General features: G+C 32.5%; 10 protein-coding genes. 9 read left to right on the top strand and 1 reads right to left on the bottom strand.

Annotated elements, in window-relative coordinates; all coding sequences use genetic code 11:
- The first annotated feature begins 17 nt into the window (after nucleotides 1-17).
- The 7 genes from guaA (at nucleotide 18) to FHS04_RS05350 (ending at nucleotide 8988) form a co-directional block, all read left to right on the top strand.
- Complete coding sequence (gene guaA / locus FHS04_RS05380; protein WP_106679418.1) at nucleotides 18-1553, top strand: glutamine-hydrolyzing GMP synthase; 1536 nt, start codon at nucleotides 18-20, stop codon at nucleotides 1551-1553.
- A 143-nt stretch (nucleotides 1554-1696) separates the two neighbouring features.
- Nucleotides 1697-3640, top strand: coding sequence for a PBP1 and LysM peptidoglycan-binding domain-containing protein (locus tag FHS04_RS05375; RefSeq protein WP_106679420.1), 1944 nt, complete (start codon nucleotides 1697-1699; stop codon nucleotides 3638-3640).
- A gap of 29 nt (nucleotides 3641-3669) precedes the next feature.
- Entirely contained in the window at nucleotides 3670-4212 is a 543-nt protein-coding gene (locus FHS04_RS05370) for a DUF922 domain-containing protein (RefSeq protein WP_106679423.1), read from the top strand.
- Nucleotides 4212-4442, top strand: coding sequence for a DUF3820 family protein (locus FHS04_RS05365; protein WP_027880082.1), 231 nt, complete (start codon nucleotides 4212-4214; stop codon nucleotides 4440-4442). The genes FHS04_RS05370 and FHS04_RS05365 overlap by 1 nt, the downstream gene beginning before the upstream one ends.
- A gap of 63 nt (nucleotides 4443-4505) precedes the next feature.
- Nucleotides 4506-6122 (top strand): CTP synthase, encoded by a 1617-nt coding sequence (locus FHS04_RS05360; protein ID WP_106679425.1) that lies wholly within the window; start codon nucleotides 4506-4508, stop codon nucleotides 6120-6122.
- 101 nt (nucleotides 6123-6223) lie between these two features.
- A complete protein-coding gene (yidC, locus tag FHS04_RS05355) occupies nucleotides 6224-8131 on the top strand; it encodes a membrane protein insertase YidC (RefSeq protein WP_106679427.1) in 1908 nt (635 codons plus the stop codon).
- Between the two features lie 140 nt (nucleotides 8132-8271).
- Entirely contained in the window at nucleotides 8272-8988 is a 717-nt protein-coding gene (locus FHS04_RS05350) for a toxin-antitoxin system YwqK family antitoxin (RefSeq protein ID WP_106679429.1), read from the top strand.
- Nucleotides 8989-9057: 69 nt separating this feature from the next.
- Here FHS04_RS05350 and FHS04_RS05345 read toward each other — a convergent pair whose 3' ends face one another.
- Nucleotides 9058-10458 carry a fasciclin domain-containing protein gene (locus FHS04_RS05345; RefSeq protein WP_244906287.1) on the bottom strand — a complete coding sequence of 467 codons (1401 nt, stop codon included), beginning with the start codon at nucleotides 10456-10458 and terminating at the stop codon, nucleotides 9058-9060.
- Nucleotides 10459-10648: 190 nt separating this feature from the next.
- On the opposite strand from FHS04_RS05345, the gene mnmA reads away from it, so the two are divergent.
- Nucleotides 10649-11839, top strand: a complete 1191-nt coding sequence (mnmA, locus tag FHS04_RS05340) for a tRNA 2-thiouridine(34) synthase MnmA (RefSeq protein WP_106679433.1) — start codon at nucleotides 10649-10651, stop codon at nucleotides 11837-11839.
- 28 nt (nucleotides 11840-11867) lie between these two features.
- A complete protein-coding gene (locus tag FHS04_RS05335) occupies nucleotides 11868-13478 on the top strand; it encodes a S8 family serine peptidase (protein ID WP_106679680.1) in 1611 nt (536 codons plus the stop codon).
- Nucleotides 13479-13553 lie beyond the last annotated feature (75 nt).

Raw genomic sequence — 13553 nt, 5'->3', positions numbered from 1 at the left:
AATTATTATTTTTGTGCATGCAACACGACAAAGTACTTATTTTAGATTTCGGATCGCAATACACACAACTAATTGCGCGCAGAGTTAGAGAACTTAACATCTATTCCGAAATACACCCATTTAACAAGATTCCAAACAACTTAGAAGACTACAAAGCGGTAATACTTTCTGGTAGCCCAATGTCTGTAAGATCAGAAGACGCATATCATCCTGATTTGTCAGATATAAGAGGTAAAAAACCAATGCTAGCGGTATGCTACGGTGCACAATATTTAGCACATTTTTCTGGTGGCGAAGTAGCAGAATCCAATACGAGAGAATACGGTAGAGCAAACTTAAGTTACGTTGAAGAAAACGAAACTTTTTTAGAAGGCATACATATTGGTAGTCAAGTTTGGATGAGTCATAGTGATACAATCAAGATTTTGCCAGAAAATGGTGTGCTTTTAGCAAGTACAAACGATGTGCAAAATGCAGCTTATAAAATAGAAAATGAAACAACTTACGCTATTCAATTTCATCCAGAAGTATATCATTCAACAGATGGAAAATTACTGCTAGAAAATTTCTTAGTAAAAATAGCAAAAGTTAATCCAGATTGGACACCAAATGCTTTTATAGAAGAAACTGTAGAAGATTTAAAAACAAAGTTAGGTAACGATAAAGTAGTTTTAGGATTATCAGGTGGTGTAGATTCATCTGTAGCAGCAATGCTTTTACACAAAGCAATAGGTAAAAACCTATATTGCATCTTTGTAAATAATGGATTGTTACGTAAAAACGAATTTTCAGACGTATTAGAACAATACAAAGGAATGGGCTTAAACGTAAAAGGTGTAGATGCTTCGGCACGCTTTTTGGATGCCTTAAAAGATGAAAGTGATCCAGAAAAAAAACGTAAGGCTATTGGACGTGTATTTATCGAAGTTTTTGATGACGAAGCTCATTTAATAGAAGACGTAAAATGGTTAGCACAAGGTACAATTTATCCAGATGTGATAGAAAGTGTTAGTGCAACAGGCGGACCAAGTGCAACAATAAAAAGTCATCATAACGTTGGAGGATTACCAGACTTTATGAAACTTAAAGTTGTAGAACCATTAAAAGAATTGTTTAAAGACGAAGTAAGACGTGTTGGTGCATCAATGGGTATGGATAAAAACCTTTTAGGTCGTCATCCATTTCCAGGTCCAGGTTTAGCTATCAGAATTTTAGGAGACGTAACAGCAGAAAAAGTTCGTATCTTACAAGAAGTAGATGCTATTTTTATCAACGGATTAAAACAAGCAGGATTGTATGACAAAGTATGGCAAGCAGGCGCCATGTTGCTTCCAGTAAACAGTGTAGGAGTAATGGGAGATGAGCGTACTTACGAAAAATGCGTAGCATTACGTGCTGTAGAAAGTACAGACGGTATGACTGCAGATTGGGTAAATTTACCATACGAGTTTTTACAAAAAACAAGTAACGATATAATAAATAAAGTAAAAGGCGTTAATAGAGTAGTTTACGACATTAGTAGTAAACCACCAGCAACAATAGAGTGGGAATAAAATTTCTTTGTAAAAAGAAATCTAATAAAATTAGTGGCGTTACCACAAGGGTCGGGCTTTCACTACTCGCTTCCCAACAAAAGTTGGGAGAGCTCAAACAAACCGTTCAATCCCTAACGCACTTTTACAACGTATAATTAGATATGAGAAAATTACTATATATTTTAGGCTTATTAATGGTCTTTAGCTGTGCTTCCGCGAAAGCGCAAAATTACAAAACCCATAAAGTCCAAGCAGGAGAAACTTTAGAGCAGATAGCAAAGCAATACAACGTCTCAAAATCTTCTGTTTTAGCCTTAAATCCTGATGCAAGAAAAGGGTTAAAAGTAAGTTCTGTTTTAATAATACCAAAAAAAGGTGTAGTTGTAAAAGAACCAGAAACCAAAACAAAAGAAACAAAAACGCTGTTAGGGTTTAAAACTCATAAAGTAAAACGTAAAGAAACGCTTTATAGTTTATCTAAAGAGTATGACGTTACTCAAGAAGATATCAAAAAACACAATCCAGAATTGTATGCTAACAATTTGCGTAAAGGCGACCGTATAAAAATTCCAGAATATAAAATTGTAAAAGAAGTTGTTGAGACTAAATCGCCTTTAACAACATATACCGTTCAACCAAAAGAAGGTAAATGGCGTATTGCTTATAAATACGGAATTACGGTACAAGAACTTGAAGATTTAAATCCTGAAATGAATGATGTTTTACAACCAGGTGATGTTGTAAATGTACCAAACAAAGAAGCTGAAACCATAAAAGAAGTAGATGAAAAGTATAGCTACTATACAGTTTTGCCAAAAGAAGGTTTTTATCGTATTAAATTAAAAACTGGGTTAACCCAAGAAGACCTTGAGAAATTAAACCCTGAACTAGAAGAAACTGGATTAAAAGAAGGTATGGTTTTAAAAATACCTTTTAAAGGAAGTAACTCGACAATAGAAGGTGTTGTAAGTAGTATGACTACAAATGCAGGAAAAGTAGATCTAACAAAAAGTAATATAAATCCTGAAACTAAAAAGATAGCAATCATGCTTCCTTTTGGTTTAAATAAGGTAAATACAGATTCTATTTACGACACCAAAAAACAAATCGAAACAGATAGATATTTAAGTGTGTCTTTAGATTTTTATACAGGTGTAAAAGTAGCATTAGATTCTTTACAAGAATTAGGAGTAAACCTAAAAGTTGATGTGTTTGATACGCAAAATAGAGAAAGCGAAGTGGCTTCAATTTTAAGAAGTAATGATTTTTCAGAAACTAGCGCAGTCATTGGACCAATGATGAAAGATAATTTTAACACAGTAGCTTCACAATTAAGCAATCAAAAAATACCCGTAGTTTCACCATTAACAAAAACGGTAAATTTAGGAGACAATGTTTTTCAGTCAAGACCATCTGAAGATATGTTAGAAGACGCTATAATTAATTACTTTAAAAAAGACTCAACAGCACATGTTATTATTATTTCAGATAAAAAACATAAATCTATAAGTGATAAATTAAAAAGAGAGTTTACAAGAGCATCAATTTTATCTTCAAGAACAGAAAGAAAAACAGGAAAAGATGCGTATTATGTATTAGATCAAGATATAATTAACGTGTTAAAACCAGGAAAAAATGTGGTGTTTTTAGAAACAGATAATCCAGGTTTTGTATCTAATGTTTCAAGTCTTTTAAATTCAAAAATTGTAACAGGAACAAATATAATTTTAACTACTACAAAAATGGATAAGGCGTTTGAAGATGAAGAAGTAAGAAACACACACTTATCTAATCTTAGCTTTACGTATTCAGATATTAAAAAATCTTTTAACGAAGACGAAAACAATAGTTTCGCAAAACGCTACAAAAGTACTTATAATGAATTGCCAAATAGTTATGCAACAAGAGGCTTTGATATAACTATGGATATAGTGTTACGTTTAGTTACATCAGAAGATTTATATATGTCTGCAAACCAATACCCTTTAACAACCTATGTAGAAAATAAGTTTGCTTACAAGAAAAAGCTATTTGGCGGTTATTACAATGATGCTGTTTACTTAGTAAAATACAGTGATTTAAAAATAGTAGAAGTAACCGAGTAATTTTTTAATTAACTTAGCGTTAATTGGTTATGTTAAAATTTATTTCAATATTAAGTTTGTTTATTCTATTTCATAGCGATGTTATAGAAGAAGTTTCTTGGAATGAAAATTACAAATTAACTTGGTCAGATTTTAAAGGTGCACCAAATAATCAAACAGATGCTGTAGCTATCACAGCTTCAGGGATTACTTTTAGCTATTCTATAAAGAAAACATCAAATAAGGTGCATAGTTTTAAAACATTGGTTAAAGCTTATTTTTATCCAGAGCATTCGTGGTGTAAAAAAGAAATGGTAGATGATAATATTTTGAGACATGAACAACTTCATTTTGATATTACAGAGTTACATGCTAGATTATTTAGACAACAAATAGCCAAAATAAAGCCAAGTTTAGACATAGATAATCAGTTAGACCAATTACATCAAAGTATTAATAAGCAATTATCTTTAATGCAAAATTCTTATGATGAAGAAACTAATCATTCTATAAATACCGAAGCACAAATTAAATGGCAAGAAAGTGTTGCTAAACAATTAAAAACTTTAGAAAAATTTAAATCTAAATCTTAGTGCTAGAGCCAGACAAAGACTTTCTCATAAAATTAGCACATACTAAAATGCCTTTTGGTAAGTATAAAGATAGGTATTTAATAGACCTGCCAGAACATTATGTAGTTTGGTATTATAATAAAGGTTTTCCAAAAAATAAATTAGGGCAAATGCTAGAAACTGTTTATACATTAAAAGTAAATGGACTAGAATATTTGGTACGAGAGATACAGAAAAGATACTCAAAATAAATCCTAAATTCATCCTAAGTTTTCAACTAAAAATTGTAAATTTGCCCGCGTTAACAACGCAACATGACAACTAAAACTAAGTACATATTTGTAACCGGAGGTGTAACTTCTTCATTAGGAAAAGGTATAATCGCAGCATCTCTAGCCAAGTTACTTCAGGCGCAAGGTTATAAGACAACAATTCAAAAATTAGATCCTTACATTAACGTAGATCCAGGAACTTTAAACCCATACGAGCATGGCGAATGCTATGTAACCGATGATGGTGCAGAGACCGATTTAGATCTTGGGCACTACGAACGTTTTTTAAACGTACCAACAAGCCAAGCTAATAATGTAACTACTGGTCGTATTTACCAAAACGTAATAGAACGCGAACGTCGTGGCGAATTTTTGGGTAAAACCGTACAAGTAGTACCTCATATTACAGACGAAATTAAACACCGAATCCAGATTTTAGGTAATTCTGGAGACTACGATATAGTTATTACAGAAATAGGAGGAACTGTTGGTGATATAGAGTCTTTACCTTATGTAGAAGCAGTAAGACAATTAAAATGGGATTTAGGCGAAAACAATGCAATTGTAATACATTTAACATTAGTTCCTTTTTTATCTGCAGCAGGAGAGCTTAAAACAAAGCCAACACAGCACAGTGTTAAGACTTTAATGGAAAGTGGTGTGCAAGCAGACATATTGGTATGTCGTACAGAGCACGAATTACCAAGTGATTTAAGACGTAAGTTAGCATTATTCTGTAATGTACGTGAAGAGGCGATTATTCAATCTATAGATGCATCTACAATTTACGATGTACCAAACTTGATGTTAGAACAAGGTTTGGATAAAGTAGTGCTTAAAAAACTAGCATTAAAAAGCGATACGCCAGATTTAACAAAATGGAATAAGTTTTTACAACTTCATAAAAATCCAAAATCAGAAATTACAATAGGATTAATAGGTAAGTATGTAGAGTTACAAGATTCTTACAAATCTATTTTAGAAGCTTTTATCCATGCAGGTGCAGAAAATGAAGTTAAAGTAAATGTAGAATCTGTACACTCAGAATATCTAAACGAAGACAATATTAAGATGAAATTATCTCATCTTGATGGTGTACTTGTTGCACCAGGTTTTGGAGAACGTGGTATAGAAGGTAAAATAGACGCTATTAAATTTGTAAGAGAAAATAACATTCCGTTTTTAGGAATTTGTTTAGGAATGCAAATGGCTGTAATAGAGTTTTGTCGTAATGTACTAGGATTAAAAGATGCTAACTCAACAGAGATGGATCCTAAAACATCTAATCCAGTAATAGACATTATGGAAGACCAAAAAAACATCACCGATATGGGCGGAACAATGCGTCTTGGTGCTTGGGATTGCCACATAGAAAAAGATTCTATTGCATACAATGTGTATCAATCTCAAGATATAAAAGAGCGTCATAGACATAGATACGAGTTTAACAGCGATTATAAAGAAAAAATAGAAGCTGCTGGATTAAAAACTACAGGTTATAATCCAGAAACTAAATTGGTAGAAATTGTCGAAAACCCAAGCCATCCTTGGTTTGTTGCTGTACAGTATCATCCAGAATATAAAAGTACAGTTGCAAATCCACATCCATTATTTGTGGCATTTGTAAAAGCTAGCTTAAAACATCATAACACAAAATAGTGTCACTTTGACATTAAAATAAAAAGTGGTCGTATATTTGACCAAAATTTTAGACCTGCTAGATTTTATTAAATTTGGCAGGTCTTAAACTGAAGAACAGAATGGAAGAAAAAAAACTAGACATTAATTCGATAATTGGATTTATTTTAATTTTCGGAATTTTATTATTCATGATGTGGCAAAATGCACCATCTGAAGAAGAATTAAAAGCGCAAGAGGCAGAGAAGCAAGCGCAAATAGATGCTCAGAAAAAAGCTGAAGCTGAAAAAGAAGACACAAAAATAGTAACAGAAACAGATTTTACAGAAGCAAAAGATTCTGCACAGGTAGCTACATTACAATCTAAAATAGGTGCATTTGCTTATTCTGTAGCAACAGCAACATCTTCAGAAAAAGAAATTAATGTTCAAAACGAAGTTTTAGATTTAAAATTTAATACAAAAGGAGGACATCTTTCAGAAGTAAGATTAAAACAATTTGTAGATTTTGATTCTGTGCCAATTTACATCGTAAAAGACGGTAATTCGGTATTTAATCTTCAATTTCAAACAACAGATAACCGTACTTTAAATACTAAAGATTTATACTTTCAACCAACAGTTACAAAAAGTGGAGCCAACACTATTGTATCTATGAAGCTTAAAACTGCTCAAAATAAGTTTTTAGAATACAATTACGTTATTAAGCCAAACGAGTACATGGTAGATTTTACTATCAAATCTCAAGGTATAGAGACAGATATTAATACATCTAACCCAATTACTTTAGATTGGTCTCAAAAATTATACAGACACGATCAAAGTATTTCTTACGAGAATAGATACACACGTTTAACTTACCAAAACGATGGTGATGTAGATAAATTATCACAAATGAGTGATGATGATGAAACTGTAGACGAGCTAGAATGGTTAAGTTACAGACAGCACTTTTTTAGCACAATTCTAGTAGCAGATCAACCTTTTAATAATGTTGCATTACGATCTAAAAATCTTGTAGAAGACGAAGAAGTAGATTCTATTTACACAAAGCAATTTTCAACAAAATTAGATTTACCGTTAAGCGGAGCAAACTTAAACAGTAATTTAAAATTATATTACGGTCCAACAGATAGTCAAATACTTAAACAATACGAAGGAAATATTGTAGAAAGTATACCATTTGGATGGGGAATTTTTGGATGGATTAACAAGTTTTTATTCATACCATTATTTAGTGGTTTAAGTAGCTTCTTACCTTACGGTATAGCAATTATTGTAATGACGGTTTTAATCAAATTAGCCATGTCTTTTGTGCAATACAAGCAGTATTTATCACAAATGAAAATGAAAATTTTAAAGCCAGAATTAGATGCTATTCGCGAGAAGTACAAAGACAACAAGTTAAAAGCGCAACAAGAAACTATGGCGCTTCAAAGCAAAGCAGGCGCTAGTCCTTTAGCAGGTTGTTTACCAGCATTAATCCAAATGCCAGTGTTTTATGCCTTGTTTATGTTTTTCCCAACAGCATTTGCTTTAAGACAGAAAAAGTTTTTATGGGCAGACGATTTATCATCGTATGATGTAATAGCAGAATTACCTTTTAACATTCCATTATATGGTGATCACGTAAGTTTATTCCCGATTTTGGCAGCAATTGCTATTTTCTTCTACATGAAGTTAACTACTGGGCAAAACCAAATGTCTGCGCCACAACAAGAAGGCATGCCAGACATGACAAAGATGATGAAGTACATGATTTACTTTGCACCAATTATGATGCTTATTTTCTTTAACCAATATGCATCTGGTTTAAGTTTGTACTACTTCATTTCTAACTTAATTAGTATTGGTATTTTATTAGTCATCAAGAATTTTATTTTAGATGAAGACAAAATCCATGCTAATATCCAAGTGAAAAAAGCACAGCCTAAAAAGGAAAGTAAATTCCAAAGAAAAATGAAAGAAATGATGGAGCAGGCTGAAAAGCAAAAACAAATGCAAGAGCAACAAAAGAAGAAACGTAAATAGTATTTATAATTTCAAAAAATAAAAGCTGTCAAAAAATAAATTAAATTTGGCAGCTTTTTTGTTATAACAAAAACAGACTATAGTACGTTAACAACTAATAAGATTAATTCAATTTCAGCGAAAGCGAAACAATATTAAAAATGAAATACATATTAACTTTTTTCATATTTACATTATCTGCAACAGTAATGTTTGCACAACAGCTTAATCAATTTGATAGTAATGGTAAACGTCACGGAAAATGGAAAAAAAACTTTGAAGGTACAGAAGTATTAAGGTACGAAGGACAATTTGAACATGGTAAAGAAGTTGGTGTGTTTAAATTTTACCAAAATCTTGAGAATAAAGCTGTTTTAGCAGCAACACGTACGTTTAAAAAAGATACAGACATTGCTCAAGTTGTATTTTATACATCTACAGGAAACAAGGTTAGTGAAGGTGCAATGCGAGGAAAAACTTATGTAGGTAAATGGTTATACTATCATAAAAATAGTGATCAATTAATGACTTCAGAATTTTATAATAATAAAGGAAAATTAGAAGGCTTAAGAACAACATATTACCTTAACGGAAATGTGGCAGAAAAAGCAAACTACAAAAACGGAAAACTAGATGGATTATCGCAATGGTTTTCTGGAGAAGGCGTTTTAATTAGAGAATATACTTATAAGGACAATATGTTACATGGTGCTTACAAATCTTATGACGAAAAAGGAAACTTAATATTAGAAGGACAATACCAAAATGATTACAGACATGGTATCTGGAAAACTTACAAAGACGGAAAGCTTATTGAAGAAAACGATTTTACTAGACGCAGTAAAAATCCATATAAGAACAATAAAAAAACGCCTTAATTAAGGCGTTTTTTTTAAGAATAAACTGTTTATTTCAATTTATTCAACTTAACATCAATCATCTAAAAACTATTGTGGCGGTAAAATAACGTTATTGTCAATTACGTGAACAACTCCATTTACTGCTTGTATGTCAACTAAGCTAGTAACTATATCACTTACTCTTCCATTAGCATCTGTTAAAGTAAAGTTTGTAGCGTCTGCTGTAATATTTCCTCCTAGTGTAGTAACAGTTCCGCTAGTTAACATAGAAGACTGTATATTACCACTTACAATGTGATAAGTTAGAACAGCATCAACAGTAGATGTTGATATATCTGTTAAAGCAGACACATTTAATTCGATTAATAAATTTCCAAAAGCATTATCTGTAGGAGCAAAAACTGTAAAAGGACCAGCTTCTGCATCAGAAACAGTGTTTATGTATGGTACGGTAGGCATACCTGTATCTGCATATTGTAAAGCAGCTACAAGATTAGATAATGCAGGATTAGTAGTAGCAAATGTTGCTATAGTAGGTAAATCAATTACAGTGTCTACTGTGTGAATAATTCCGTTTGTACCTACAATATCTGCTGTTTCTACTGTAGACGCACCATTAAACATAACACCATTAGAAGTGCTAAAGTAGATGCTTAAGTTATTCATGTTAGGTCCAGAAGCGTTTGTATTGGAATAACCTTCACCTAAAGCTACTAAATCTGTAGAAGTGATTGCGCCACTAATAACATGATTTAATAAGATTTGAGATAATATAGCTGTATCAACATCGGCAAGAGCCGCACCATCTAAAAATGTTGCAAATGCTGTATCATCTGGAGCTAAGACAGTAAAAGGTCCTGTTCCTGATAATACATTTACTAAGTCTCCGTCTGCAGCTCCTAAAGCAGCAACAAGATTTGAATAATTTGTGTTATTAACAGCATGATCAACAACAGTAGGTAATGTAATTACTTCATCAACAACATGAACAATTCCATTAGATGCTTCTACATCTGCAACTGTAACTTCTGCACTATTATTAAAAACAACACCGTTATTTGTGTCAAATAGAAGGCTAATTTTATTGTTAGAAGGACCATCAGCTAAAGTATTAGTATAACCTCTACCCATACCAGTTAAATCTGTAGATGTTACAGTTCCAGAAATAACGTGGTTAAGAAGTGTTTGTGTTAACGCTTCGTCAGGTATGTCTTGTACAGTAGCCCAACCGTTATCAGACAAAAATTCTGCAAAAGCTTCGTCTGTAGGAGCTAAAACAGTAAAAGGTCCTGGTCCACTAAGTGTTGCAGCTAGATTAGCTTCAACAACAGCATCAACTAAACTTGATAAATTAGGATTAGATTGTGCTAATTCTACAATGTTTAGAGATTGTTCATCAATAATAATAGTTCCGTCATCGTCATCACTACATGACCAGAAAACGATAGTTGTTAATAATAACAACGATAAAAGTTTTAAATTTTTCATAGCAATTTTTATTGGTTTGTAAATTTTGTTTAACAAATCTAAATAAAGTTTAAACAGAATATATCTAATATTTTGTTAAACTTTTTAACTTGCTGTTTTTTAAGTGTTTGAATTGGTGATAATAAGGTCTTATTGATTTAATATGAGTTTAAAAAATGACGTATCTTTGCAATCCAAAAAAAGATTTTAGATGAAAAAAAGAGTTGTTGTAGGACTTTCAGGAGGTGTAGATTCTAGTGTTGCTGCTTATTTATTAAAAGAGCAAGGTTATGAGGTTATAGGTCTTTTTATGAAAAACTGGCATGACGATTCTGTAACAATATCAGATGAGTGTCCTTGGCTAGAAGATAGTAATGATGCAATGTTAGTTGCCAATAAATTAGGTATTCCTTTTCAAACTGTAGATTTAAGTGAGCAGTATAAAGAACGTATTGTAGACTATATGTTTAACGAATATGAAAAAGGTCGTACACCAAATCCAGACGTACTTTGTAATAGAGAAATCAAATTTGATGTCTTTATGAAAATTGCTTTAGATCTAGGTGCAGATTACGTAGCTACTGGTCATTATTGCAGAAAAAGTACGATTGAAAAAGACGGAAAAGAAATTCATCAACTTTTAGCAGGTAAAGACGATAATAAGGATCAATCTTATTTTTTATGTCAATTATCTCAAGACCAATTAGCAAAAGCATTATTCCCGGTTGGCGAACTTTTAAAACCAGAAGTTAGAGCAATTGCTAAAGAGCAAGACTTAATTACAGCAGATAAAAAAGACTCGCAAGGTTTATGTTTTATAGGTAAAGTGAGATTACCAGAATTTCTTCAACAACAATTAAAACCAAAAGAAGGTGTAATTGTTGAAGTTGAAAAATCTAATCAAATCTATAATCAAACACAGCCAAACTTCAATAATAAATTAGAAGAATTAGACTACTTAAGTCAGAAAAAAAGCTACGCGGTATCCGATGGAAAAGTGGTAGGTAAGCATCAAGGTGCACATTATTTTACTAAAGGACAACGTAAAGGATTAGCTGTTGGCGGAACAGTTGAGCCACTTTTTGTGATTGAAACAGACGTAAATGAAAACGTAATTTACACAGGTCAAGGTAAAAACCATCCTGGTTTATTACGTAATGTGTTATTTGTGTCTAATGACGAATTACACTGGATCCGAGAAGATTTAGCAATTAATGAAGGTGAAACCATGCAGGTTAAAGCTAGAATACGTTACAGACAACCCTTACAAGATGCCACTTTACACAAAGTAGACTCTGGTTTGTATGTTGAATTTAAAGACGCGCAATCTGCAATTACCGAAGGTCAATTTGTAGCTTGGTATTTAGATGAAGAATTAGTTGGTTCCGGAGTTATTTCTTAAATTGCAGTAACTATAAATGGTTACTGAAATGAAGCAGACTTTACTTATAATTGCTTTTCTAATAAGCTATTCGGTTTTTGCTCAAGAACACGCTTGGGTATATTTAAACGACAAGCCAAATAGTGCAACTGCGTTAGCAAATCCAATTTCAATTTTAACTCAAAAAGCGTTAGACCGTAAAGCAGCGCATAATGTTGCTGTAGATTATAATGATGTACCTGTAGACGAAGGATATATAACTCAAATAAAAGCACAAACAGGAATTACAGTTCTTGCTAAATCCAAATGGTTAAACGTGGTTCATGTATTAGGAACCGAAACCGATATTAATGCGTTAACAGGATTAACCTTTGTTGATCATATCGAATTTGCAGATAATAATCTTAATGCAAGACAATCTCAAAATCAAAACAAATTTGATATCGAAACAAACCAAACAGTTTTTAATTACGGAAGCGCTACCAACCAAATAGAAATGTTTAATGGCGACGATTTGCATCTTGCAGATTTTACAGGAACAGGAATGACGGTAGCTGTTTTAGATTCAGGTTTTCCTAATGTGTCAACCATGTCAGGATTTAATCGTATAAATACGAATAACGGAATTTTAGGTGGTTATGATTTTGTAGATAGAAATCCAAACGTGTATGCGTACACTGGAAATGCTCATGGTACTTGGGTTTTAAGCGATATGGCAGGTTATGTACAAGACCAATTTGTTGGTACAGCTCCAGATGCAGAGTATTATTTATTTAGAACCGAAAACGCAGCTACAGAAACACCAATAGAAGAAACGCTTTGGGTTGAAGCTGCAGAACGTGCAGATAGTTTAGGAGTAGATGTCATTAATACATCACTTGGTTACACCACTTTTGATAATCCAAATTATAGTTATACTCCAGCTGAAATGGATGGACAAACCGCGTTTATAACTCGTGGTGCTAATTTTGCAGCCCAAAAAGGAATGTTGTTGGTTAATTCTGCAGGAAATTCTGGTAATTCTTCTTGGCAAATTGTTGGTGCGCCAGCAGATTCGCCTAACGTATTAAGTGTTGGTGCAGTCAATGCATCTGGTAATTATGCATCGTTTAGTTCTCAAGGTAGTAGCGCACAACCAACACAAAAACCAGACGTTGTAGCACAAGGTCAGGCAAGTTTTGTAATCAATACTAATGATAATCTTATAACACTTAACGGTACATCGTTTAGTGCACCAATATTAGCTGGCGGCGTTGTATGTTTGTGGCAAGCATTACCAACATTAAACAATCAGCAAATTATGCAATTGGTTCGTGAGTCTGCTTCGCAATTCAATAATCCTGATAATTTTTTAGGTTATGGTATTCCTGATTTATCATTAGCATTAGCAAATGGATTGTCTTTGGTCGAGTTTCAGAATGAAACTACTAAACTAAAAGTATATCCTAATCCAGTAAGTAGTTTACTATATGTTGAAATTCCTAGTCAATATGATACTGCAAACGTAAAATTATATGATATTTTAGGGAAAAAAGTGCTTGAAAAAACAGTGTCTTCAACACAGAAAAAAATCAATGTAAGTAATCTATCTAAAGGTGTTTATTTAGCAAAAATTGAAGCTACTGGATTAAGTATCACCAAAAAAATTATAAAAAATTAGGTTTAAAAAAACTTAAATTTTCACAAAATTAGAAGTGAAATCCAATTCACCTCGCGCACAGTCGAGAGGTCATAA

This window comes from Mesoflavibacter zeaxanthinifaciens subsp. sabulilitoris, assembly GCF_014191595.1.
GTDB lineage: Bacteria > Bacteroidota > Bacteroidia > Flavobacteriales > Flavobacteriaceae > Mesoflavibacter > Mesoflavibacter zeaxanthinifaciens.
Note: the sequence above shows the minus strand (reverse complement) of the source record. Positions and strands in the feature narration are given on the sequence as shown.

Bases quoted from the DNA above. Each gene is read 5' to 3' on its own strand.
- FHS04_RS05375 (WP_106679420.1), top strand. From the start codon at position 1,697: ATGAGAAAATTACTATATATTTTAGGCTTATTAATGGTCTTTAGCTGT.
- mnmA (WP_106679433.1), top strand. From the start codon at position 10,649: ATGAAAAAAAGAGTTGTTGTAGGACTTTCAGGAGGTGTAGATTCTAGT.
- FHS04_RS05350 (WP_106679429.1), top strand. From the start codon at position 8,272: ATGAAATACATATTAACTTTTTTCATATTTACATTATCTGCAACAGTA.
- yidC (WP_106679427.1), top strand. From the start codon at position 6,224: ATGGAAGAAAAAAAACTAGACATTAATTCGATAATTGGATTTATTTTA.
- FHS04_RS05370 (WP_106679423.1), top strand. From the start codon at position 3,670: ATGTTAAAATTTATTTCAATATTAAGTTTGTTTATTCTATTTCATAGC.
- FHS04_RS05345 (WP_244906287.1), bottom strand. From the start codon at position 10,458: ATGAAAAATTTAAAACTTTTATCGTTGTTATTATTAACAACTATCGTT.
- FHS04_RS05360 (WP_106679425.1), top strand. From the start codon at position 4,506: ATGACAACTAAAACTAAGTACATATTTGTAACCGGAGGTGTAACTTCT.
- guaA (WP_106679418.1), top strand. From the start codon at position 18: ATGCAACACGACAAAGTACTTATTTTAGATTTCGGATCGCAATACACA.
- FHS04_RS05335 (WP_106679680.1), top strand. From the start codon at position 11,868: ATGAAGCAGACTTTACTTATAATTGCTTTTCTAATAAGCTATTCGGTT.